Annotated in this window: 22 protein-coding genes; 10 read left to right on the top strand and 12 right to left on the bottom strand. The window is 41.4% G+C overall.

The window, feature by feature from the left end:
* Window positions 1–468: 468 nt before the first annotated feature.
* From CLI64_RS18115 to CLI64_RS18105, 3 genes are all read right to left on the bottom strand, one after another.
* A complete protein-coding gene (locus CLI64_RS18115) occupies window positions 469–1437 on the bottom strand; it encodes a TauD/TfdA family dioxygenase (RefSeq protein ID WP_103138509.1) in 969 nt (322 codons plus the stop codon).
* Window positions 1438–1483: 46 nt separating this feature from the next.
* Window positions 1484–2347, bottom strand: coding sequence for a CmcJ/NvfI family oxidoreductase (locus CLI64_RS18110; protein ID WP_103138508.1), 864 nt, complete (start codon window positions 2345–2347; stop codon window positions 1484–1486).
* 82 nt (window positions 2348–2429) lie between these two features.
* Window positions 2430–3095 (bottom strand): glutathione S-transferase family protein, encoded by a 666-nt coding sequence (locus CLI64_RS18105; RefSeq protein ID WP_103138507.1) that lies wholly within the window; start codon window positions 3093–3095, stop codon window positions 2430–2432.
* A gap of 270 nt (window positions 3096–3365) precedes the next feature.
* Here CLI64_RS18105 and CLI64_RS18100 point away from each other — a divergent pair, with 270 nt between their 5' ends.
* Together CLI64_RS18100 and CLI64_RS18095 are read left to right on the top strand one after the other, a co-directional pair.
* Entirely contained in the window at window positions 3366–4115 is a 750-nt protein-coding gene (locus CLI64_RS18100; RefSeq protein WP_157943292.1) for an aspartate/glutamate racemase family protein, read from the top strand.
* Between the two features lie 20 nt (window positions 4116–4135).
* The gene (locus CLI64_RS18095) at window positions 4136–4774 is read left to right on the top strand and encodes an HAD-IA family hydrolase (protein ID WP_103138505.1); all 639 of its coding nucleotides are present in this window, start codon (window positions 4136–4138) and stop codon (window positions 4772–4774) included.
* Window positions 4775–4806: 32 nt separating this feature from the next.
* Here the strand turns inward: CLI64_RS18095 and CLI64_RS18090 are convergent, their stop codons facing one another.
* From CLI64_RS18090 to CLI64_RS18080, 3 genes are all read right to left on the bottom strand, one after another.
* Entirely contained in the window at window positions 4807–6075 is a 1269-nt protein-coding gene (locus tag CLI64_RS18090; protein ID WP_103138504.1) for an MFS transporter, read from the bottom strand.
* A 427-nt stretch (window positions 6076–6502) separates the two neighbouring features.
* Window positions 6503–7525, bottom strand: coding sequence for a formylglycine-generating enzyme family protein (locus CLI64_RS18085; protein ID WP_192881561.1), 1023 nt, complete (start codon window positions 7523–7525; stop codon window positions 6503–6505).
* A 100-nt stretch (window positions 7526–7625) separates the two neighbouring features.
* Window positions 7626–8999: a sulfatase gene (locus CLI64_RS18080; protein WP_103138503.1), complete on the bottom strand. Its 1374-nt coding sequence runs from the start codon at window positions 8997–8999 to the stop codon at window positions 7626–7628.
* A gap of 367 nt (window positions 9000–9366) precedes the next feature.
* On the opposite strand from CLI64_RS18080, the gene CLI64_RS18075 reads away from it, so the two are divergent.
* A complete protein-coding gene (locus tag CLI64_RS18075; protein ID WP_103138502.1) occupies window positions 9367–10110 on the top strand; it encodes a hypothetical protein in 744 nt (247 codons plus the stop codon).
* A 297-nt stretch (window positions 10111–10407) separates the two neighbouring features.
* Here the strand turns inward: CLI64_RS18075 and CLI64_RS31625 are convergent, their stop codons facing one another.
* From CLI64_RS31625 to CLI64_RS18055, 4 genes are all read right to left on the bottom strand, one after another.
* Window positions 10408–10629 carry a hypothetical protein gene (locus tag CLI64_RS31625; protein WP_103138501.1) on the bottom strand — a complete coding sequence of 74 codons (222 nt, stop codon included), beginning with the start codon at window positions 10627–10629 and terminating at the stop codon, window positions 10408–10410.
* 3 nt (window positions 10630–10632) lie between these two features.
* Complete coding sequence (locus tag CLI64_RS18065; protein WP_103138500.1) at window positions 10633–12246, bottom strand: FAD-dependent oxidoreductase; 1614 nt, start codon at window positions 12244–12246, stop codon at window positions 10633–10635.
* A 209-nt stretch (window positions 12247–12455) separates the two neighbouring features.
* On the bottom strand, window positions 12456–13502 hold the full coding sequence (locus tag CLI64_RS18060) for an ABC transporter substrate-binding protein (protein ID WP_103138499.1): 1047 nt from the start codon (window positions 13500–13502) through the stop codon (window positions 12456–12458).
* Between the two features lie 284 nt (window positions 13503–13786).
* The gene (locus CLI64_RS18055; RefSeq protein WP_103138498.1) at window positions 13787–14092 is read right to left on the bottom strand and encodes a 4Fe-4S binding protein; all 306 of its coding nucleotides are present in this window, start codon (window positions 14090–14092) and stop codon (window positions 13787–13789) included.
* Window positions 14093–14454: 362 nt separating this feature from the next.
* On the opposite strand from CLI64_RS18055, the gene CLI64_RS18050 reads away from it, so the two are divergent.
* From CLI64_RS18050 to CLI64_RS18025, 6 genes are all read left to right on the top strand, one after another.
* A complete protein-coding gene (locus tag CLI64_RS18050; RefSeq protein ID WP_103138497.1) occupies window positions 14455–15291 on the top strand; it encodes a dienelactone hydrolase family protein in 837 nt (278 codons plus the stop codon).
* 665 nt (window positions 15292–15956) lie between these two features.
* Entirely contained in the window at window positions 15957–17780 is a 1824-nt protein-coding gene (locus tag CLI64_RS18045; protein ID WP_103138496.1) for a vanadium-dependent haloperoxidase, read from the top strand.
* A gap of 157 nt (window positions 17781–17937) precedes the next feature.
* Window positions 17938–18840, top strand: a complete 903-nt coding sequence (locus CLI64_RS18040; protein ID WP_103138495.1) for an NAD(P)-dependent oxidoreductase — start codon at window positions 17938–17940, stop codon at window positions 18838–18840.
* 53 nt (window positions 18841–18893) lie between these two features.
* A complete protein-coding gene (locus tag CLI64_RS18035; RefSeq protein WP_103138494.1) occupies window positions 18894–19538 on the top strand; it encodes an HAD family phosphatase in 645 nt (214 codons plus the stop codon).
* 81 nt (window positions 19539–19619) lie between these two features.
* A complete protein-coding gene (locus CLI64_RS18030) occupies window positions 19620–20420 on the top strand; it encodes an SDR family oxidoreductase (protein WP_103138493.1) in 801 nt (266 codons plus the stop codon).
* Window positions 20421–20588: 168 nt separating this feature from the next.
* The gene (locus CLI64_RS18025; RefSeq protein ID WP_103138492.1) at window positions 20589–20981 is read left to right on the top strand and encodes a carboxymuconolactone decarboxylase family protein; all 393 of its coding nucleotides are present in this window, start codon (window positions 20589–20591) and stop codon (window positions 20979–20981) included.
* Between the two features lie 18 nt (window positions 20982–20999).
* Here CLI64_RS18025 and CLI64_RS18020 read toward each other — a convergent pair whose 3' ends face one another.
* Together CLI64_RS18020 and CLI64_RS18015 are read right to left on the bottom strand one after the other, a co-directional pair.
* A complete protein-coding gene (locus CLI64_RS18020) occupies window positions 21000–21710 on the bottom strand; it encodes an MBL fold metallo-hydrolase (RefSeq protein ID WP_103140785.1) in 711 nt (236 codons plus the stop codon).
* 100 nt (window positions 21711–21810) lie between these two features.
* Window positions 21811–22077: a hypothetical protein gene (locus CLI64_RS18015; protein WP_192881560.1), complete on the bottom strand. Its 267-nt coding sequence runs from the start codon at window positions 22075–22077 to the stop codon at window positions 21811–21813.
* Window positions 22078–22274: 197 nt separating this feature from the next.
* Between CLI64_RS18015 and CLI64_RS18010 the strand changes: the two genes are divergently transcribed.
* Window positions 22275–23462, top strand: a complete 1188-nt coding sequence (locus tag CLI64_RS18010; RefSeq protein WP_225977384.1) for a pyridoxal phosphate-dependent aminotransferase — start codon at window positions 22275–22277, stop codon at window positions 23460–23462.
* Window positions 23463–23483: the final 21 nt, after the last annotated feature.

Genomic DNA, 23483 nt, shown 5'->3' with positions numbered 1-23483 from the left:
GAGATGTTCGGAAAACAAAACTCGTACTGTAATGTTATGGAATGACAAAACAAAGGCAGATAGAAGAACAGTAAGGATGCCCAACACTATCAAAAAGCTACGAAAGGACAACCCGATTGTATTGCTAAAAACACTTTTTTTCTTAATAAGCTAATCGTCATTCATTTTTTCAGACTGATTCGCTTGTAGTAAGGGCTTTAGCCCTAGCTTTATCCAACTTAAATGCTGATTAGCTTACCTATTTGCTAGGGTGCGGATTTATAGCGTTTCTCTGGTAATCGAAATACACCTAAACTTTTTATAAATGTACTTCTTTGAATTGAGAAACGCTATAATTTCTAACTTAGGGACTTCTAGAAAATAAATTATTCAAATTCCGAGAGAGAATATTTTGATTTTCCCCCTGCTCCCTGCCCCCTGCACCCCTGCTCACCACAGCGATTGTATATTGTTTTAGTTGGAAGTCTCTTAATTGAGTGCTGGTTCTGCTAACACTTTTTCAGATTTTTGCTTCAGGACTGTTGGTAAATCACTAGTTAATGGTTCACCTTCAACTATTTGTGATTTAAACCCATCAGGCCCGACTGGAATATCACCTGTAATAGTAGTGCGATAGAGTACGCGCTCAACTTCTATATGATCTAAATCTTGGGGTGCTAAATGCGATGTAGCGCGGTTGTCCCAGAAGGCAATATCACCATTATTCCACCGGAAGCGGGTAGTGTAGGCAGGTTTAGTGATTTGTTTGAAGAACAACTCCAGCAGCAGTTCGCTTTCTTGTGGTGATACATCGAGAATGTGTGAAGTGAAGCCAGGGTTGACAAACAATGCTTTTTCACCAGTCTCAGGATGAACGCGCACCACTGGGTGAATTGAAACTTGGGGATTAGCTGCTATACGTTGGGCATATTTGCTATTACTAGGTATCCGCAAACGTGCGTTAAACCGATGTTCAGCTTTTAATCCATCAGCTAATTTTCGTAGAGGTTCCGATAAACCCTCGTAAGCTGCAACCAAATTAGTCCACTGTGTGTCACCACCAAAGCTAGGAACGTTAACTGCACGCAAAATTGAACCCGCAGGAGGGTTAACAACCGCAGTCACATCAGTGTGCCAACGGCTTTCGTAGCTAGAACGTTGTATACCATTGCGCCGTTCAAAGCGGCTGCGGTCAATGGGTAAGATTTGCGAAAAGCCATCTATTGGCTCATCTTCGTGGGGATGTGCGTAGGTAACTTCACCAAAACGAGCTGTAAAGGCAATCTGTGCAGCATGATCTATATTTTGATTGCGAAAGAACACAACCTTCCACTTCAATAATGCTTTGCGAATTTCGGCAACTACCTCATCTTGCACATCCTTTGCAAGATTCACGCCACTGATTTCAGCACCAGTGAACCCAGAAGTCGGTTTAACCTCTATATGTTTGTAACCCATGTCTATTCTCCAAAGTTTGTATAACAGCAGGTAAAAAACAACATTACTAATCGGGATAGAAAACGAATGTCCGCAACTCTATACTTTCTCTTGGCGGTGCATCTGAAGGACTGGTGGGATCTTCAAAAGCTGTGTGAGCAGCAAACCTAGCGCGTCCGTCTGTTGCAGAGTCAAAACACTTGATAAATAAGGCTTCGTCCCTGTGCATTTGCGGAAAATAAAACCATTTGTGTTCTTGGTTATAAGTAACGGCGTAGGTTTCACCGACGCGACCGCGATATACTAAATCACCAGCTACAAGGTCTGTAGGTGCAATACTTTGGGCATCACACACTGCTAATGGTGATTCTTGAATGGGTTGAGCGATCGCACGCCAAACATTAATGATCGCAAACCGTCGTTGTAAAAGCTCATCAATATTGTCTATTCCCCGTGTCGCTAATTCTAAACGAGCGCGAGTATAGCCAGATTTGGCTGTGAAATCATTATGGACGCGTTTGACAGGTTCTTTAATGCTATTCTCATTAGCCTTGGATTGAGCAGCATTCCGCAAGGTGTGATCAAATATCACTACCTGCTCTGCACCTGTCACCTCTTGTAATAATTGCTCTGCTTCAAGATAGTAAACGCGGCGTAATTCCTCTTCATCATAAAAGTTATGCACCTGAGTTTGATGTTGAGTAAATCCAAAGCCTTCTTTATCTAAAGAGATATCTTTTGCGATGGAACGAGCATTATAAATAGGTAACTTATGCGCCTGATAAGTTCCATTGCTGCGGAGAATGCCTGCTGGCGGTTCATAGGTATAGTTAACGAGCTTTTCTGCCATCGGGACGAGGTAAGTCAGTTCAGCCTCCACATATGGCAGTGTTTGGGAAATCGGTCTGTCTAGAACTTGATTTAAGCTCATAGTTCATCCCCATTGATCTTGTGTATGAAATACTCACAAGGCAAAAAACTATCAAGATTTCTTACCTTTTGCCTTTTACCTTTTACTTTGCACCAACGGGAACAGGTTCACCTAAAATTTTGGCAAATCTTTGTAAATAGAAGTCTACAGGATTTGCTACTCCTTGAATTGAGTGGCGATCGCGCACCAGATTCCACCATGTCTGCAAACGTGGTGTTTCTGCTGGTAGTGCAAATTGACGGAAATGTTCCAAGAGTGGTAAACGTTCAAACCAGGGATAAAAACTAATATCAACGAGACTAAACTGATCACCCAAGAAATAATCACCTTTACCTAATCCTTCTTGTTCCAAATATAAAAGTGCTTCTGTGAACTCTTGTCTTCCCTGTTCCCGTTCTTGACTATCTTTACCACGGAGAAATTTGTTAAAAGCTGGGACAAGGCGAGTATTGGCGTAGTCTATCCAGATGCGAGCGATCGCTTTTTTTGCCGGCTCATGGGGTAATAATGCTGGTTCGGGAAACACTTCCTCTAAATACTCATTAATAATTGCAGATTCATAGATCACAACATCCCCATGTTGAATCGCTGGAACTTTACCATAGCGGGAAATCTGCGTGTAACCCTCTGGTTTATTCTGTAAATCAATCTCTATCGGGGTAAAGTCAATACCTTTTTCTAGTAAAACTACACGGGTACGTTGTGAGAAAGTAGAAGCTTTAGCAAAGTAAAGTTGGATATTGCTCATAAAATCCTGTCCTGGTAGTGATTTTGAACGCAGGTTTTAAGCTTGCACAACCCAAATCAGACCAATAATACAAAAGCAAGCTGTTCTGATAACTACGACTTTAGTGAATTTGACTGGCAAGTGCTTATGTTTGGTTTATGGTATATTACACTTTATCGGTCGAGTTACCGTTGTTTAGTAATTATACATTCTTTTTAGAATATGTAAACCTAATTGTTAGATTAACTAAATGAATGCCAAAGATTGTGCCAGATCAGAAAGGGGTGTCATGTGTATTTAACAGCTGACTCTCACAGACAGTTTCGCATCGGCTTACTCATCCCAGCAGGTAACACTACATTTGAGCCTGACTTTCACTCTGCTTTTTCTAGCCTAGTGACTATTCATGCTCATCGCGTCATAGCTCAAAGGATACACGCCTACGAGAGTAAAGAATCGATGGATGATATTAATCAAGAGGCCATTAAAGAAGTCAAAAAATTAGCTAGAGCTAGAGTAGATATTGGCGCATACGGTTTCACAACAGCAACATTTTACCGAGGACGAGTTTTTGCTGAACAATTGGCGCAAATGTTGACGCAGAATTTAGGAGTACCCGTTGTTGTGCCATCTCTAGCCTTAGTAGACGCATTAATACATCTCCAGGTAAAGAAAATTTCTATAGTTACCCCTTATCCCGAATGGAACAACCAGACTCTCAAAACATTTTTGAGTGAATTACCTTTTGAAATAGTTGGCTTTAAAGGTGATGAACGTCCGAAAGAATTAGCTCAAGACAGTTATCTTTGGCATCAGTCACCGCATCAAGCCGCAGCTTTTATTAAGGAAATCACTCACCAAAATGCAGATGCAATTGTTTTGCCTTGTACAGCCTGGAGAACATTTGAAATCATCGAAGAATTAGAAGCTGATTTAAATATTCCCGTAGTTACAGCCAACCAAGCCACCATCTGGAGTTTAGCAAGATGCGCCGCAATTGAATCTGCGCTCAAACCCAGAGGCATACTATTTCATAGATAGCAAATACAACCAATAAAATCATGCAAGCACAAACAAAACTGGTTATTTTCGATTGTGATGGAGTATTAGTAGACAGTGAGACATTAGGTAATCGTGTGCTTGTGGAATTTGTCGCCGAGTTTGGCTTAAAACTGTCACTGGAAGAAGCTATTCGGTTATTTAAAGGCGGCAAAATGGCTGATTGTGTTACTGTGATTGAGCGAAGATTGGGGAGAAAAATGCCGCCAGATTTTGTCACTCAACTTCGTACCTTTACTGCTCAGGCATTTGAGAGCGAACTACTTCCAGTACAAGGAATAGAAACAGCTTTAGACCAAATTAATTTACCAATTTGCGTTGCATCCAGTGGGCCAATTGAAAAAATTCAGTTGGCATTGCGTGTCACTAATTTATTACCAAGATTTGCAGGATGTATTTTTAGTTCCTATGAAATTGGTAGTTGGAAACCTGCACCCGACTTATTTTTATATGCAGCTAAAAATATGGGAGTTCAAGCTCAATTTTGTACTGTTGTGGAAGATAGTATTTTAGGTGTACGCGCGGGGATTGCTGCTGGGATGAAAGTTTTAGGTTACACTACCAAAAATGAAGCTCATCAACTCAAAGAATGTGGAGCAGATGTTTTTTATTCCATGTATCAATTACCTAACCTAATTTAAATAATAAATGTTTCCCTACAGACATCACTAACCTAATTAGTCACCACTTGATTTTTCCCCAAGTGCATTAACTTCACAATCTGGGGTAGCTGTTGTAGAAATAGCACCGAACCCACAATACAAACGATACCGCCCAAAATCAATGTATTCGGAGCTTTCAAGTAATGAGCTGAGGTTCCTGCTAATAAATTACCGAAAGGAGCCATACCCATAAAACACATAGCATAAAAACTCATCACCCTTCCCCGTTTGCTGTCTTCCACAATGAATTGCAACACTGTATTACTAGCAGCTACCTGAAGCGTGGAACTCCAACCAACTAGAACTAAAGCTAATTGGGAAATCCAGAAAACTTGGGATACCGAGAAAAGAATGAAGCCAATTCCCATAAAAACTGGAGAAAAAGCAATTAAACGTTCTAAACCTGCCACGTTTTGGCGAAAACTCAGATAGACACACGCCAACACTGAACCCATCGCTGCTGCGGCTGAGAGAAAACCCAAGGTTTCCGAGTCGCCGCTTAGAACTTCTACTGCAAAGATGGGTAGCAGTGTTGTATATGACATACCAACTAAGCTGGTTAATGCTAATAATGAGAGGATAGAACGCACAGGCAAGAAACGGTAAGCATATTGAAACCCTTCCTGTAATTTATGCCATGTATTGCTGTTATGTATTTCTATGGTTCTAGATGTAATTTGCATTGCTGAGATCGCCCAAATAGCCAAAAGATAGCTCAGACTATCGTACAAAAAGCAATAACCTGCGCCCAACTGAGCAATCAAAATACCACCCAAAGCAGGGCCAATGAGGCGTGCAGTATGAAGAAAAGCGGCATTGAGAGCGATCGCATTTGCCATCAGTTCCCGACTCACCATATCACTGACAAATGCCTGACGTACAGGAACATCTAACCCTTTGAGTACACCTAATAAGGCACTAAAACTCAGCAATGTCCAAAAATTTGCACCACCCATAAATGTGATGACTGTCAGAATTATTGATAAAGAAATACCCACGATCTGAAGCATGAGCAACAGGTGATGACGGTTGTAGCGATCGGCTAAAATTCCTGAAATTGGAGCTAATGCAAACACTGGTAATTGCCCAAAAAATCCAGCTAACCCCAAAAGTAAAGCTGAATCAGTTAATCGATAAATCAACCAAAGCACCGCTACTTGCGTCATGAAATTCCCAGTCATTGAGAAAGCTTGTCCAGCAAAGTAGAGGCGATAATTACGTGATCTAAAAGCAGGTAGATCAAAATTCAAATTTAACCTGAATTTCTGTAGTAATTTCATTAATAATATTTGCGTAGTTTGAATTGACGCAAGGAAACCCAACATTACTAAGATTTAGGTTAGCTAGATACCAATTAAAATTCCTGAAAAATCTCTGTGACTGAATGTGGGAAAATTGGTATTACTCTGCGAACAGGCTTCCTTATCAGACAAAATGCAAACGCCCGCGCTCTTGCTCAACTAAACTTAGTAGTCTCTCGTATTCATTAATGATGGGTATCTATAACTTGTCGTCAGGACTTTATTTCTCAAATCTTTAAGCACTAAAATGCTGACTACAAACTTATCAGATTTTTGGACAAAGACCACTAACATTGTGTAACAGAGATTTTTGAGCCAAACGGTTAATTTAAAAAGCAACAATTAACGCAGATTACAGGTAAATCAGATATCAATTTTAAGAATAAAAGTATATACCAACCAACTTTTAATCCTGTTCCTGGCTCTCATGGGATGATACACAACGGAATCCAATATGGCAGGTTGAAGTGTCTATTGTTTCTGCATGGCGGGCGGCTGGACGATAGCGAAAGCAATAATTTTCTGCACAAAGAAAAGATCCACCTTTCAAGACTTTTCTGGGAATACGGATGTCTGAAAAGTTTGGATCAAAACTTTCTTCTAAAGTCCCGCCTCTGGGGTTGACGGGGATACAACAAGATTTTGGTTTGGATGGGAGAGGTTGTGAACGATACCAATCCATCGTCCATTCCCAAACATTACCCGTCATGTCATACAAACCATAGTTATTAGGAGGATAAGAGCCGACGGGTTCAGGTCGGGGTGGGTGAGATTTGAGGTTTTGCCAAGGAAACTCCCCTTGCCAGATGTTAGCTAATAACTTGTTGTGAGAAAACTCATTACCCCAGACATAAACAGCACTTTCTAAACCACCACGGGCGGCAAATTCCCATTGTGCTTCCGTCGGTAATGCTTTCCCTGCCCATTTTGCATATGCCTCAGCATCCTCGTAAGCAATATGCACAACAGGGTAGTTTTCCCGTCCTTTAATTGAACTACCAGGCCCTTCGGGATGTCTCCAGTTTGCGCCGGGAACATAATTCCACCAATTACAGGAGTTTAAATCAACTGGATAAGGTGGTTGCTCAAAAACTAACGAGGCAGGTACTAGCAGTTCTGGTAAAGCTCCCGGATAATCCTCTGGATTTGGTGAGCGTTCAGCAACGGTCACATATTTAGTTGCCTTAACGAATCGCTGAAACTGTTTATTTGTCACAGCATATTTATCCATCCAGAATCCAGTGACGGTAACGCGCCGAGCAGGTGCTTCTTCTGGGTAATGATCATCTGACCCCATTGTAAATGTACCACCCGGTATCCAAACCATATCTTTGCCTGGTGGTCTGCCTGCAGATTTGGGCTTTGGCGTGGCGATGGCGTTCCGCCCACCGTAGGTGATCGCTACCTCACTTTGTCTATGCTGTTTCATAAACTGTTATCTAACGTAATTAACCCAAACTGGAAAGAGGGAGTAAAGGGTATAAATAAAAGAAGAACTGATTTTTCCCTACACCCCTATTTCTTAATAGTTAAGATCCATAAGGCAACATTTGCAATTCCCAATGTTGGAATTGGTTGCGTAGTCGTGTAAATACCTGTGCATTACTATCCTTAAGGTCTGTTGTTTCGCCTGGATCAGTTGCTAGGTTAAACAAAGCTTCTTGGTTTCCTTGTCTCCAATACTTCCAATCACCGCTTCGCACAGCTCTTTGCCTTGTTGCTAACGCCGCCCCAAAACGCCAAAACAAGGTGCGGGAAAACTCACTGCGCTCACCACGTAGTAAGGGAAGTAAATTTTGACCATCTGGTGGATAGTTGGGATGAAAACTTGTGCCAGTGGCAGCAAGAATAGTTGCAGTTAAATCAAAAGTGATAATCACCTGATTGCTCACTTGATTAGCTTGAGTCACACCAGGATAGCGAATGATAGCAGGCACTCGTATACCACCTTCGTACAAACTACCCTTTCTAGCCTGGAATGGCCCAAAGTTGGAGAATCGTTCACCACCATTATCACTGGTAAAAATCACTAAGGTATTATCAGCCTGTCCGCTTGCTTCCAGTGCATCTAATACCCTGCCTACTCCGTCATCTAAACTCTTGACCATTGCAGCATAGGTTGCTTGTGAACCGCCTGCTGTATAACCGTTAGTAAGATAAAAAGCAGTTGATGCTTGATCATTTGGCCCCTGCCAAGGCCAATGGGGCGCATTGTAGTGCAAACTTAGATAAAATGGGCGAGAGCGTGGACGTTGAATGAATTCAACTGCTCTGTCTGTAAACAAATCTGTAACATACCCAGAACGCTGTACAGGTACATCATTTTCATAGAGATCCAATATCCGATCTGTACCTGTATGTGTGAAATATTCAATCCCACCGCTTAAGTGTCCAAAATACTCGTCAAAGCCCTTTTGGAGAGGCCCAAAGTTAGGAGGATAACCAGCGTGCCACTTACCAACCAACGCAGTTTCATAACCATTTGCTTTCAGTAGTGAGGCAATGGTGGGTTGATTGGCTGGTATTCCTATGTTATTACTAGCTGGTTGCGAGCGAGCGCCTAGAGGTTCTCGTAAGCCGACGGGTAATCGCGCTTGATATCGTCCTGTTAAGAAAGCTATTCGTGTAGGAGTGCAAACGGTTTGATTCGCGTAAGCATTAGTGAAACGTACTCCCTGCCGTGCCAGTCTGTCTAAATTAGGAGTCTCGTAATCTGTGCGTCCATAGATGCTCAGGTCGCCCCAACCCATATCATCAACTAAAATAAACACCACGTTTGGGCGACTAGATTGGGCTGTCGCTCTTGAGAATAAATTGGCACTAGCTGTGGCCATAACAGTACCAGCAGCAGTCATACCTAAGAACTTACGACGATTCACACCGCCACGTATGTACTGTGTCATTGATTAATCTCCCCTTCAGTATGGAAACTATATCGACTCGATGAGGTATAAGAATCTACACATAGCAAAGCTTCTCCCAATTAACTTGTTCACAAGTTTGGGATGTATAAAGTTTAGTTAGTAAATATCTACGGTAATTTGATTGAGATACCGGGTTAATATTACAGCTAGGAGTATCACATGGCCAGTAAAGCAAAGTCAAGCACTTAGATTGTCCAAATTTATTCTTTAACTTTGTGTTAAGGACATTACTAAATATAGGAACAATTATTTTTACGGTTTATCGGTAGACAAGCTGTACTATAGATGGTAATTTTTACCAAGGATGGAATATTAACTCAACTATTTACCTAGTAAAGTTCAGGTTATGAAAGCTCTAACTCAAATCAAAAAAGGATCTGCGATCGCTATCACCCCAGTCGCATTAGCGGCACTTGCTACTTTTTCCGTCGCCTCACCCTCTCCAGTCAAAGCTGCAACAGTCCAAGGGTTAGCATTTTCTGTCTCTAGTGGGCCTGATCCCAACGGATATGGTATTTACTTTAGCTCCAGTACCAGCAATCCATTTAGCAATCCTCCTGGTAAGAATGAAGTTGGTAGCTATTACAACGAAGATATTCGCGGTCTTTCTGAATACAATCTTGCAGGCTTGTCTACTACATCATTAGCAACGGTCAGTTTTAATGTATTTCAGTCAGGTGGACTGTTTCCTGCTCAAAATGACTTCCCTTTTACGGGAAATATCAAGGTTCTTAGCTACCTTGGTAACAATGAGGAAAATCTATATGATTATCAAGCTCCATCCATTGCCACTATAGGATCTTTTAGTACAGCCAATCTAGCGGCTGGAGACACCTTGAGTTTTGATATCACCTCAATTTTCAATAGTGCTATTAATAACGGATATTCCTCTTTAGGCATCCGTTTACAAGTCGATGATGGGACAAATCCAGACGGTGGAGCTTGGACATTTGATAGTTTCCGTTTGACCACGGTTCCCGAACCCAATGCTGTACCAGCATTGATGGTTGTTGTTTTTGGTGCTGGGTTCATTCTCAAAACTAGAGTCAAACAAAAATTGGGTGTGATACCTGGTAAACGTCTGTCTTAAAGTCTTTTCTCTGCATCTCAATTGTTTGAGAATAAATACACAGCACAGAATAGTTAATATCAATAAACTACATAACTTGATGTAGACATCATAATTCTGTAGCGAATTTGTAGAATATTTATAAAGTTAAAATTCCCAAAACAGACATTATGAGCCAAAATCTGGCTATATTAGGGTTTATGGCACGGTTTAAGTAGCCAGGCAAATTGATTTACCCAATTTTTTACGCTGTTCCCTCTCTGCATTCATAAATCGAATTTTGCTCAACTATTGAACTTTCCCCCTAATACCAATTCACTAAAATTTTGAAACAGATATAAAACCAGAAACCCTGATGAAATCAGGCTTGCTTAATTGTGTAGCTTTAGCTTCTGTTTCAGAAACGTTAACGCGTAGCGTCTCGTGGAGAAGCATATCCGAAGGATTCAGCAGTAAGTTATTTTGAATTGGTATAACTCCAAAAACTCCATCCACAAGAGGATGGAGTTTTTCATCAAGAAATACGGAATCAATTTGCAATCATCACACCGTAACTAATTCTCGATTGCTAACTACTGATTCAGGTTTGACCCAAATTTTGTCTAACCCACCACTCAGTAATCTATATTGCTGATTGGGGTCTTGTTGTGGGTAATCCATGCGTTTGTGCATACCTCTAGTTTCTTGACGTTGCAAACCACTGTTGTACATCCAACGTGCAGTTGCAACCATCGCTGCTGCTTCCCGCGATCGCACAATTTGAGTATCATCTGGTGTATGGCTATGGCGGATTTCTTCCCAGAGATCATCTAGTCTTTCCAGAGATGCGTGTAACCCTGTAGAACTGCGGAACAGGTTGCGGTCATAAGGAAAAACCTCAGACTGAGTTGCGGCGATCGCTTCATCTGCTGAGAATCTATTGTTACCTTCACCACGTAATCCCGCTTCTCCGATTCCCCTGACACTGCGCTGGTTGGCTTGTTCTCCCAAACTGAGGGCATAATCAGCAGCAGATTGTCCAGACCAATAGCCAGAAGACATTGCCCAGGCGGCATTGTGACTACCACCACCTGTAAAGCCACCACAAATTAACTCTCTAGTGGCTGCATCTCCCGCCGCGTACAGTCCACGGACTGAAGTAGCACAGGTATAATCTGCAACCCGAATCCCACCAGTACCGCGTACAGTTCCTTCTAAACGCAAGGTGATGGGGAATCTCTGTGTGAAGGGATCTATACCAGCACGATCAAAAGCTACAAAAAAGTTAGGCTGAGAGGCTCGCATCCAAGCTTTTGTTGCCTCATCCATATTTTGGTCAAGACGAGCATAAACTGGCTGAGTCAGTAGTGTTTTAGCAATTACAGAGCGACCACGTTTAGAACCTGCACCTTCAATTACCGTACCATCTTCATAGGTAAAAGAAGCCCAATCATAATACCGAGTCTTGGTGACAGAAGAAAAAGCTGGAGAAATGGCGTAAGCATTAGAAAATTCCATCCCAGAGAAGTCAGCACCCGCCTCAGCCGCCATTAAATAACCATCTCCAGTCAAGACATTACAACCAAGAGCCTTACTCAAGAAAGCACAACCACCTGTAGCAATGACAACTGCCCCGGCTTTGACTGTCCAAGGTTCGCCAGATTGACGATTAACTCCTTTAGCTCCAGCCACCGCACCTTCTGCATCTAAGAGCAACTCTAAAGCTGGGCTATGGTCTAATATTTTCACCCCTGCTTGCTTAATTTTCTTCCGCATAAAGCGCATATAGTCAGGGCCTTGCAAGGAACGACGAATGACTTGGCCATTAGCATCCACACTGAAAGGATAACCTTCATCTGCCAAGTAATTAATATTATCGTAGGTGCGATCTAATACCCTAGTCATCCAATGCCGGTCTGCTAAAAAGCCTCCCATTGCTTCCCGACTAGCCATTGCTGCTTCCCGTTGTTCTGGGTCTGGTGGAACATACCATACACCATTTCCAGAAGCGGCGGCTGCGCCACTCGTACCGCAATAACCTTTATCTACTAAAACGACTTTTGCACCACTGCTGGCTGCACTCCAAGCTGCCCAAGTTCCAGCCGGCCCACCTCCAATAATTAAGACATCAGTAATTAAATCAATATGAGACGTATTTTGATGAGTATAACTATTCATGAGATTTACTCCTTATAGAATTAAGAAAAGGGGAAGGGCGGAGCTTCCCCGGCGATGCGAGAGTAATACCAATTCAAAATTCAAAATACCCTTACGGGAAGGCTTACGCCTACAAAATTCAAAATTAAGAAATCCATATTTTGCAAGGATTTCTGAATTTGGATTTGTTTCATGATTTTAGTGAATTGGTATAACACTTGTAAAAACTTTTAAGGATTGGGAATTTGCCAATCTTTGATCTCAAAATCTGATTTCAACAATTTCTGTCTAGCAAGAAACTGTTTTGTGGAATTTAAAAGTTGCAATCCTTCTGGGGTGAAAGGTTCTGTGGGATAAAGTTCTACTGGATAGGATTCTTTAGCGATCGCCAATGGCACATTTCCGCTAGCTTGTGCGGCAAACTGATAAAATGCCTCTGGATTGGCTTTAATATCCTGCAAAGCTTCGAGCCTAATTTGATTCCACTTTTGCGGTAATTCTGGATGACGAGCCAGAATGTTTTCTGTGACGACACTTACTCCCGTACCAACTAATCCCTGATGATCTTTAGCTTGGTCAATGACTGGAAAGCCTTGAGACACTAATGTTGGCCCTGCTCCCGTCGCAAATGGATATGCAGATATATCACCCCTTTCTAATGCAGCTCTAGCATCCGCAGACGGAATTTGTACTACTTTTACATCCTTAGTCAAACCCTCTTTATCTAACAAACCCATGAGATATCTATGGGGATAAGTACCTTTAGCTACACCAATTTTTGTCCCTTTGAGTTGAGCAATTGAGCGCGCCCCATTTTTATTAGTAATTAACCAAGCATTCTGACCCACCCTGGTTTGATTAATTAATCGAGTTGGTAAACCTGCTGCCTTACCAACTAAAGCTGGGGTATCTCCATACAAACCCATGTCTAATTGACCACTAACTAAAGCTTCATTGAGTGCTGGCCCACCCACAAAGGGAATAAATTTGACTTCCGTTACACCCAAGCTTTTGAGTCCTGGTGTTAAGGTTCCTTTTTGCAACGCCCAACCTTCCGGGCCGATGGGCAATTTACTCTCAGAACTGATAAAACCAACTTTTAAAACTAGTGTTTTTGACTCGCCTGAATTGCCTCCCGTATTAGATGAAGCTACTGCTGAGTTGCTAGACTGACTTTGTTGAGAAGTACAACCAGTCAGGGTAAATAACAGTGCCACGGTTGTAAATGAAACTAAAAGACGGTGAAAAAAACCGCACTCGACGACTTGGGAATTCATAGCTAAATATTGAAAAATAGGGACTGGGTAGTCAAAAGTGAAACTGTTTTTGAGTTGTAACTATATGGACATTACTAATTAGTATGTTGTGTTTCCCCAAGAAAGATTTTACTGGGGCATCTGTAGACAAATTACTGTTACTTTGCATAGCGAATAATCAGCAGATTTCTAGGTTTTAGGAACTCCAGAAAATAAACTATCCAAATGTATCTTCTCCAAAACAACTGTTTTTCCCCCTGCTCCCTGCTCCCTGCCCCTCTGCCTACACAGTGATAGTATATTTTTTAAGTTGGAAGTCCCTTAGCAGCTGGTGTACGTCTCTTTCCCCAGCCAACGTTTTTTCGATAACTGCCCAGAAAGCCTGCTGCTATCAACGTCTCTTCATCTACGGGGACTGACTCATCCGCATTGGGGTCAACATACAGTGCATCTACGGGGCAGTACAGCTCGCACATATAACAAGTTTGACAATCACTTTGACGGGCAATTCTCGGCGCACTTCCTGGTACTGCGTCGAAGACGTTGGTAGGACAAGCAGTAACGCAAAGATTACATTTAACACAGCGAGATTCACTGACTAGTTCAATCACAGTCCTACTAACCCCCTATTGACAAATTCTTGTTCTTGCTCCATTCAATCTCGTTCAGATCAGATGTCTCTTAACACTTCCCTGCTCACCATAGCAGTTTTCCTTTGTAAGATAGTACGGATATTTTACGTATAATACTAATTATCGACCGATTTAACGGTGATTAATTTAGCAGTATTGCACGATACCGGATAAAATTCAAGTCTTTAGCGGATAAAATATATGTTTAATTAATTTTTAGTAAGTCTAATATTTAGTGACCTTGAGATTATTTTAAATAGAACTATACTTAAAGGAAGTTGACAAAAATTTACATTTTCCGCCCAAATAAAACTGTAACCAAATAATTCTGAGTCAAGACGATGCAACAGATCACCCGTCGCCAATTTATCGCTACTGCGACTCTGACAACAGGCTTTGCTTTGGCCGTCAAACCGATTTTTGCCCAAGTGATTACTACTGATACACAAGGACTCGTTGCTGGTGCGGTGAAAATTCCCGTTCAAGGGGTTGAAATTCCAGCTTACAGAGCTTTACCTGCAACTGGGAGGGATTTTCCGATTGTGTTGGTAATTCAAGAAATTTTCGGTGTACATGAACACATCCAAGATGTTTGTCGTCGCTTTGCCAAGTTGGGATATTTAGCGATCGCGCCAGAATTATTTGCTCGTCAAGGTGATGTCTCGAAGTTAAGCAATATTGATGAAATTCGCCAGGTGGTGGCAAAAGTACCGGATGCCCAGGTAATATCTGACCTGGATGCCACCGTCAATTGGGCTGTGAAATCATCTAAAGGTAATACAAATAAATTAGCTATTACAGGCTTTTGTTGGGGTGGTCGAATTACGTGGTTATATTCAGCACATAACCCCAAAGTTAAAGCAGGTGTAGCATGGTATGGTCGATTGGTGGGTAATTCTACAGAATTAACGCCGAAACATCCTGTGGATATTGCCTCTAGTTTGAAAGTGCCAGTGTTGGGATTGTATGGAGGAAAAGATACAGGTATTCCTGTGGAGACAGTGGAACAGATGCGCGATCGCTTAAAATCTGGCAGTAGTAAATCGGAAATTGTTGTGTATCCCGACGCACCCCACGCCTTTTTTGCCGATTACCGTCCTTCCTACAGAGAAAAAGAAGCTCAAGACGGTTGGAAACGCCTCCAAGCATGGTTTAAACAGTATGGGGTTTCAGCCTAGATTCGCTGTTTTTCAGATAAGCTAATTAGCATTTAAGTTGCATAAAGCCAGGGCTAAAGCCCTTACTACAAGCGAATCAGTGTGGAGAAATGAATGACGATTAGCATACCCGACCTTTTGAAAAAGTCGGGTATCTACGACCTCTCATAATTTGTTTGGCAGACTACTAGAAACTTTTTTAAACCAAACATATTGCGTTTTTCATATTTTTATGCAAAATTTGATTTTAACGATAAGTACAGTAAGTCTATCTACTTTAAGTATTTTATTTGTTGATAGTCAACTGCATAAGTCAGTAGTCACAATAAGTTAAAAGACTCTAGAAAAGGCTTTTTCAAAGTTGATTCATGAGTAATTGTGTTTTGAAAGTTATCAAGTCAAAAATTTCACATAGCAGATGTTATGAATAGCATCTAGATAATCGTGGTTCGTATAGATATTGATGCTCCCCACATGAATAAGAGGGGCTTTACGTATCACGCTCGTAAACTTCGTTTACACGCCTATCTGGAGCTATTTTGTTGACTATACATACTTAGGATTTAGGTACTCAGCAAGTTTCCTAATTTGGGAACTTACTTTGCATATCTGCAAATAGATTTAGGTGTATTTATTTCTAGTCTAATCTAGACAGTTTCATTTTCTGATCATGGAGACTCGTTATTATGCAATCTGAACATAATTCCTCTCAACCTTCTCAAGAAGATACACAAACCCAGAATGAAGCAACAAATTTTCAATCTCGTAGTGGTGAAAAAAAACGCAGCAGACGTTTTTGGCGTAATGGTGTGAGTAGACGTTCATTTCTAAATCACGCTAGTTTGTTTACTGCTACTAGTTTTGTGACTGGGATAGTCGGTTCGTCTTTCTCTTCCTCGAAGGGAGATGTTGTACAAGCTAGAGAAATTGCTCAGGGTAGAAATCGCAATTCTAGCTATATTCGGTTTCGCCAGCAAGCCTTTCAAGTGCGTCTCCAAGCAGCGCAAAATAATCGGCAAATTGATATTCCACCACATCCGACAAACGGTGATGAAGAACGCTATCCTAACAAAATTGCTACAGATACGAGGGGATTACCACATGATCAAAAAGGCGAAGTTGATCAAAGAGCTTACAATTCTTTGATTAAGGCTTTAACAACCCAGAACCCAGATGATTACGAAAGAATTATTTTGGGTGGTACAAGGAAGCTAGTTAACCCTCAAGGCCCTTTGGCAATTAGTTTAGAAGGAATCAATGCGTCTCAGATAGCAGTTCCACCACCACCAACTTTAGATAGTGCAGAACAAGCTGCGGAAGCTATTGAACTCTATTGGCAGGCTTTACTGCGGGATGTACCCTTTCATCAGTTCGCTCAAGATCCAAATGTTGCAGCAGCGATCGCAGAACTCAATAGTCTGCCAGGATTCCGAGGACCAAAACAGAATGGTTTTGTGACACCTCAAACCCTATTTCGTGGTAGTGTCATCTATACTGATGAGCGCGATCGCTCAGGGAGAACAACAAAATACTTTACTCCTCCAGGAGTGCTAGATGGCCCACATATCTCTCAATTTCTGTTGCGGGAAATTCCCTACAATACCCAAGTTATTTCGCCTTTGATTCGCACAGCTCTAGCTGGTAGAGAAAATGATTTCCTTACCAATTACAACGAATGGCTAACTGTTCAGAATGGAGGTAGCTCCGGCAAAGCCATTAAGTACGATCCCACACGCCGTTTTATCTTCACTGTTCGTGATCTCAGCGAATTATCACATATTGGTGGGGCTTTGTTCTTTGGAGCCTTATTAATTCTCAGTGGCATTGGCGCACCTTTAAATCCAGGCAACCCCTACATCAACTCCAAGACTCAAGTTGGTTCTGCTGCTACCTTTGCGCCAGGACATTTTCAAGCCTTACTCAACTTAGCTCCTTCACGAGCCATCAGAGCATCCTATTGGCAAAAATTTTATGTGCATCGGCGTTTAAGACCAGAAGCCTATGGCGGATTAGTCCACAATAATATTGTGAATGGAACTAACTATCCGATTAATTCCCAAGTCTTCAATTCCACAGCCTTAGCTCGCACCTTCAGCACCTTCGGCACTTATTTATTACCCCATGCGTATCCAGAAGGCGCACCATTTCATTCTTCTTACACTGGTGGGGCTGCTTCTATTGCAGGTGTGCAAGCTACTTTGTTAAAAGCCTTTTTTGATGAGAATTTTATTATTCCCAATCCTGTAGAACCTGATCCCAATGACCCCACTAAATTGATTCCCTATAACGGCGCACCTTTGACAGTTGGGGGTGAGTTGAATAAGTTAGCGACAAACTATTACATTGGGCGTGGTCATGGTGGTATTCATTGGCGTTCTGATGGTGCAGCTGGCTTGGCGTTGGGTGAAGAAGTTGCTATCAGTATCCTGCGAGATGAACGATTGGGATATAACGAACGCTTTAACGGTTTCACCTTCACCAAGTTTGATGGTAGAAGGGTGACGGTTTAAATCAGGTCGTGGAGTAGCTTGCTTTTTGCTAATGATTTGTGATAGTTTTTCTGTAGACTAACTACGATAAGTTTATCGGTTTATAGTAGTTTATCTCAGAACTCAATCACCCTGTGTCAGCGCATTCAAGGCTGAACAAAGCTAAATTAGGCTTTCCATGCAAATCAAAACCGTTGGTATTTTAAGTCCTGGCGATATGGGGCAAGCAGTTGCATATGTCCTCAATCAACATGGGTTGAGGACGATCGCAGCTTTAGAAAATCGTAGTGAAAGAACCCGAAAATTAGCCACCGCAGGCAACATTCAGGATGTAGGTTCTCTCACACAATTGGTCATTGAATCTGATGTGATTTTATCAATCTTAGTCCCCGCCGCCGCCGCAGAGGTAGCCCAGCAAGTAGCTGAGGTCATCGGTAATGTAGGGAAACAGATTCTTTATGTGGATGCAAATGCGATCGCACCCCAAAAAGTCAAAAGTATTGCCCAAATCATCGAATCATCGGGTGCAACCTTTGTAGATGCTTCCATCATTGGCCCGCCTCCCAGAGTTCTTGGACGCACTCACATCTATGCTTCAGGAAAACAAGCTGGAGAATTCCAACAACTGAGTAACTATGGATTGGATATCCGAGTCATCAGTGATGAAATTGGTCAGGCTTCTGGATTGAAGATGTCTTACGCCGCTTTAACAAAAGGACTCACAGCAATCTCTACAGAATTACTCGTTGCTGCCCATCGTTTAGGTTTAGATGAGCAACTATGGAACGAAGTAACTAGTAGCCAGCCTGCACTTGCTGCTATATTATTACGTTCCATTCCATCTATGACACCAAAAGCACATCGTTGGGTAGGGGAAATGGAAGAGATTGCAGAAACTTTCAAAGACTTAGGTTTAACTGAGCGCATTTTTTACGGTGCGGCTGATGTTTATCGCTTGGTGAAGGATACCTCTTTAGGTAAAGAAACACCAGAACAGAGCGATAGAGAACGCAAATTGAAAGATATCATCACTACCCTTTCTGACGAAACTATATTAACTCTATTGAGTAACAATATCTGAGCCAGGCTGGTTACACCTATGCAATCTTTAAGCTATAAATTTTGTGTAAATTCATGGACAAAATAAAGTTAGTTATTTTCGATTGTGATGGTGTTCTAATAGATAGTGAAAGAATTGCCAATACTATTTTGTTGGAAATGCTCAACGAATTAGGACTATTTCTGACTTGGGAAGAGGTGTTTGATATCTTTCTCGGCGCATCTATGTTTATATGCTTAGAAATAGTGAAAAATATGCTTGGTAAATCTCCACCAGAGAACTTTGCTAGTGAGTTTGAGCAGCGCACAATGCAAGCGTTTTCAACAGATTTGCAACCAGTGCAAGGGATACATGATGTTCTAAGCAAATTAAATCTTCCTTATTGTGTTGCTTCCAATAGTAACCATAATTGGATAAATCAAGCCTTAATTGCCACAGATTTACTACCTTATTTCTCTGGAAAAATATTTAGTGCTACTGCTGTAGCACGTAGCAAACCATATCCAGATGTATTTTTATACGCGGCAGAAAAAATGGGGTTTTATCCCCATGAATGTGTAGTTATTGAAGATACACCTGTAGGTGTAAAAGCAGGAGTTGATGCAGGTATGACAGTGTTTGGTTATGCAGAAGTGACCAAACCGGAACAACTAAAAGCAGTTGGTGCATCTGTTGTCTTTGATGACATGAGATTACTACTGAAACTGTTAGAACAGTAAAATCAACATCTTGCTAAGAGTACAAAGATTAACTAGATTGCGATCGCTATTTTCAAAATTACATTTTGAGGAAAATTTTAGATGAGCTTAGAACTTAAACTATCAGGGAAAACCGCAATTGTCACAGGCGGAAGTGCAGGAATTGGATTAGCTACAGCCAAAGCTCTTTATAGTGAGGGTGTGAATGTAGTAATTGCGGCGCGTAATCCAGAAAGACTGGAGCAAGCTGTACTTGATATCCAATCATTACCAACTCCAGGTGCTAAGGTAATTTCTGTTAGTGCTGATTTGACTCAAGTAGAAAGTATTGAGCAAATAGTTTCTACGACTTTGGCACAATTTGGTCAAATTGATATTTTAATTAATAATGCTGGTTCAGCCCGTGCTGGGTCTTTTTTAGAATTGGGTGATGAGGCTTTTTTAGATGCGTGGAATCTGAAATTATTGGGCTATATCCGATTAGTTAGAGCAGTTGTTCCATATCAAAAAAATCGGCGTGACGGGCGAATTGTCAACATTATTGGCGGTGCAGGACGCACACCCCGCCCGAACTTTCTCCCTGGTGGTACAACTAATGCGGCTTTATTAAATTTCACACGCGGAATTGCTAAAGAGTTAGCCGAGTATAACATTCGGATTAATGCTATCTCCCCTGGTTTAACTGGTACTGAACGCGCTGAACGTCTGGCAGAACAAAATGCTCAAGCCCGTGGTGTCAGTGTAGAAGAAATTAAGGCAGAATCATTAAAAACAATACCTCTGGGTAAGATTGTGAAACCAGAAGAAATTGCAAATCTAGCATTATTTTTAGTTTCTGATCTAGCATCTTCCATCACTGGGGCAGAAATTTTAGTTGATGGCGGTACTACTCCTGGTGTTTAAATATTGATTGCAAATATTAACAAAAAGATACCTAATTTATTGAATAAATTGGGTATCTTTTTGTTTGTGACTAATTGAGGATTGCTATGGAAATTAAATTTAAATATTCATCTTTAGCAGATATGTATTAAATTATCTCAAGACAAAACATAGTTTATTCTTACTGCAATGACAAAGTTAATTGAGTACGAAGATAGTAGTGATGAAGTCCGGGCTGTGTATGATGACATTCGGGCTACACGTAAGACTGACGAAATTAACAACTTTTGGAAAGCTTTAGCCAATCATCCCCCTACCTTACAACGAACATGGCAGGCAGTCAAAGAAGTGATGACTAGTCCTGGAGAACTCGATCCGTTGGTGCGCGAATTAATTTATATTGCGGTGAGTGTCACTAATGGCTGTGAGTATTGCATTGCTTCACATACGGCTGCGGGATATGCTAAGGGCATGAATGAAACAATGTTTGGGGAATTAATGGCCATAGTAGCTACCGCCAACATGACTAATCGTCTCGCCAACGGTTATCGAATTCCGGTGGATGAAAAATTTAAGACCTAATCTGAGTTCTTTAACACCCTAGATTTGATAGTCTAGGGTTACTACAATTTTGCCCCCATGCTGATTAGCAGGTAAAGCTTCTGACATTTTTTTGGGGTAAGGTAAGTTCAAGTTTTTCATTAATTCAATAAACTGCTGGCGGTTACGTCCAACAAACCGAGGATTGCAACGTTTTTCACCTCCAATAGTAGAGACAGTATGTCCTTGGTAGTCGTGGCCAGGATAGACGAAGGTTTCATCAGGAAGGGTAAAGAGTTTTTGTGTGATGACATCGTATAGCAATCCCGCGTCACCATTTTGGAAGTCTGTACGTCCACAACCCCGAATTAATAAAGCATCTCCAGTTAATAAATGAGTCCCATTGACTAAGTAAGCCATATGGCTATCTGTATGACCTGGGGTAGCGATCGCTTGTATTTTGACACTACCTAGTTGTAATATTTCTCCATCACGGATGTAGCCATCTGCACCCACAACACCAGCATTCTCAGGAAAGATATTTACACACCCTGTATATTGTCGCAGTTGACCGGCTCCAGTTATATGGTCAGCATGAACATGAGTTTCTATGCAGTAGTGCAGAGTTAATCCCATTTCTCTTAGTATTTGCAAGTCCCGTTCGACTTGTTCTAAAACAGGATCTACTAAGATAGCGGCTTTAGTTGCTGCATCACCAATTAGGTAAGTATAGGTACTCGATTCTTTATCAAAGAGTTGACGAAATAGCATAGTCGGTTTGAATAACTCGTGTACCAGATTGTTAGTGTAGGGTTTGTAGTTGAGGGATTGCAGTAACTCTTGTGCCAAATTCGCGGCTTGAGGGCGAATTTCAGGAACAGCTAGCTGTGCTTTCGCAAAGATTTCCTTTACGTGGTGTTCCTAGTGTGTATAATTGTTGCGAAGCTTTACCTTCAGCATCAATCAAAGCACCGTTGCTAGCAGTATCAATACCAATTGATAGCGGGTGGGGACGCATGAGACGTTGTTCTTGGAGATTAGCAATTAATGGATGTTGTAATCTCCGATAGCTACAATTTGCACCTGTACAGTTAATAATTCTGTTGACTCGCAAAACGATAACTATATAGCAGTTCACACAAATCAGATAGGACTGCCATATATAAGAAGAGATGTGTAAACTACTCCAACTAAGCTGACACTATAGTTGAAGTCTCTGTACTCACAGGCAAGACTTTATTCCGCTATAGGGAATCATATATACTACGGTAAATCTATAAGCTTTATGTGCTTTAATTGTTCCTACAGGAATCTAGATACAGCCGGAGTTACTCAGTGAGAGAGATTCAGCGTCCCAAAATATCAACGAAGGCGAAGCAGTTTACCGAGTCGGTGATTCGGGAAATGACGAGAATAGCAGTGCAGTATGGTGCAGTCAATCTAGCGCAAGGGTTTCCTGATTTTCCTTGTCCACCAGAATTGAAACAAGCAGCTTATGAGGCGATTGAGACGGATATTAATCAATATGCCATCACTTGGGGAGATAGACTATTTCGGGAAGCGATCGCTCATAAAGTAAATTGGTATTTAGGTTTAGACATTAACCCAGAAACACAAATCACCGTCACCTGTGGCTCTACAGAAGCAATGGCTGCTGTCATGCTAGCAACTATTGATCCTGGGGATGAAGTGATTGTTTTTGAACCATATTATGAAAACTACAGCCCTGACGCGATTTTAGCTGGTGCTATACCCAGATATATCACTCTCCATCCGCCCGACTGGAGATTCGATGCAAATGAATTGCGTCAAGCCTTTAACAACAATACTAAAGCCATCATTATTAACACTCCACATAATCCCACAGGCAAAGTCTTTACACGCGAAGAACTGAACTTGATTGCTGAACTATGCCAAAAGTGGGATGTTTTAGCCTTCACCGATGAAATCTATGAACACATTCTCTATGATGGAACTCAACACATAGCTTTAGCAACCCTTCCAGGAATGGAAGAGCGCACTATTACTATTAACGGTCTTTCTAAAACCTACAGTGTTACTGGTTGGCGAGTCGGCTATATTTTAGCAACACCTGAATTAACAGGAGCAATTAGAAAAGTCCACGATTTTCTCACAGTTGGTGCGCCTGCGCCTTTGCAAAGAGCCGGAGTAGCGGCAATGCAACTACCACCATCTTACTATGAAGAATTAGCTAGACTTTATCGTCAAAAAAGAGACAGCATTTTACAGATTTTAGACCAGGTGAGTATTCCTTATTTTGTCCCTAAAGGAGCTTACTACGTCTTTGCCAATATTGCCAAATTTGGCTACAAAACCGATATAGAATTCACTAACTATCTAATTAAAGAAATTGGTGTGGCTATGGTTCCTGGTTCGAGCTTTTTTAGTCAACCAGAAAAAGGAAATTCATTCATCCGATTTTGCTTTAGTAAAAAACCAGAAACACTAAAATCAGCAGGCGAAAGATTACTAAAATTGCAGTCAAATTTAAAAATTACATAACAAATTGATCAAATTTTTTCA

It is taken from the genome of Nostoc sp. CENA543, from assembly GCF_002896875.1.
Taxonomy (GTDB): domain Bacteria; phylum Cyanobacteriota; class Cyanobacteriia; order Cyanobacteriales; family Nostocaceae; genus Trichormus.
Note: the sequence above shows the minus strand (reverse complement) of the source record. Positions and strands in the feature narration are given on the sequence as shown.

What these genes read in the sequence shown, in the direction of transcription:
- CLI64_RS18115 (WP_103138509.1), bottom strand. Translation starts at nt 1,437, where the DNA reads ATGGGTTACAAACATATAGAGGTTAAACCGACTTCTGGGTTCACTGGT.
- CLI64_RS18110 (WP_103138508.1), bottom strand. Translation starts at nt 2,347, where the DNA reads ATGAGCTTAAATCAAGTTCTAGACAGACCGATTTCCCAAACACTGCCA.
- CLI64_RS18105 (WP_103138507.1), bottom strand. Translation starts at nt 3,095, where the DNA reads ATGAGCAATATCCAACTTTACTTTGCTAAAGCTTCTACTTTCTCACAA.
- CLI64_RS18095 (WP_103138505.1), top strand. Translation starts at nt 4,136, where the DNA reads ATGCAAGCACAAACAAAACTGGTTATTTTCGATTGTGATGGAGTATTA.
- CLI64_RS18090 (WP_103138504.1), bottom strand. Translation starts at nt 6,075, where the DNA reads ATGAAATTACTACAGAAATTCAGGTTAAATTTGAATTTTGATCTACCT.
- CLI64_RS18085 (WP_192881561.1), bottom strand. Translation starts at nt 7,525, where the DNA reads ATGAAACAGCATAGACAAAGTGAGGTAGCGATCACCTACGGTGGGCGG.
- CLI64_RS18080 (WP_103138503.1), bottom strand. Translation starts at nt 8,999, where the DNA reads ATGACACAGTACATACGTGGCGGTGTGAATCGTCGTAAGTTCTTAGGT.
- CLI64_RS18075 (WP_103138502.1), top strand. Translation starts at nt 9,367, where the DNA reads ATGAAAGCTCTAACTCAAATCAAAAAAGGATCTGCGATCGCTATCACC.
- CLI64_RS18065 (WP_103138500.1), bottom strand. Translation starts at nt 12,246, where the DNA reads ATGAATAGTTATACTCATCAAAATACGTCTCATATTGATTTAATTACT.
- CLI64_RS18060 (WP_103138499.1), bottom strand. Translation starts at nt 13,502, where the DNA reads ATGAATTCCCAAGTCGTCGAGTGCGGTTTTTTTCACCGTCTTTTAGTT.
- CLI64_RS18050 (WP_103138497.1), top strand. Translation starts at nt 14,455, where the DNA reads ATGCAACAGATCACCCGTCGCCAATTTATCGCTACTGCGACTCTGACA.
- CLI64_RS18045 (WP_103138496.1), top strand. Translation starts at nt 15,957, where the DNA reads ATGCAATCTGAACATAATTCCTCTCAACCTTCTCAAGAAGATACACAA.
- CLI64_RS18040 (WP_103138495.1), top strand. Translation starts at nt 17,938, where the DNA reads ATGCAAATCAAAACCGTTGGTATTTTAAGTCCTGGCGATATGGGGCAA.
- CLI64_RS18035 (WP_103138494.1), top strand. Translation starts at nt 18,894, where the DNA reads ATGGACAAAATAAAGTTAGTTATTTTCGATTGTGATGGTGTTCTAATA.
- CLI64_RS18030 (WP_103138493.1), top strand. Translation starts at nt 19,620, where the DNA reads ATGAGCTTAGAACTTAAACTATCAGGGAAAACCGCAATTGTCACAGGC.
- CLI64_RS18025 (WP_103138492.1), top strand. Translation starts at nt 20,589, where the DNA reads ATGACAAAGTTAATTGAGTACGAAGATAGTAGTGATGAAGTCCGGGCT.
- CLI64_RS18020 (WP_103140785.1), bottom strand. Translation starts at nt 21,710, where the DNA reads ATGCTATTTCGTCAACTCTTTGATAAAGAATCGAGTACCTATACTTAC.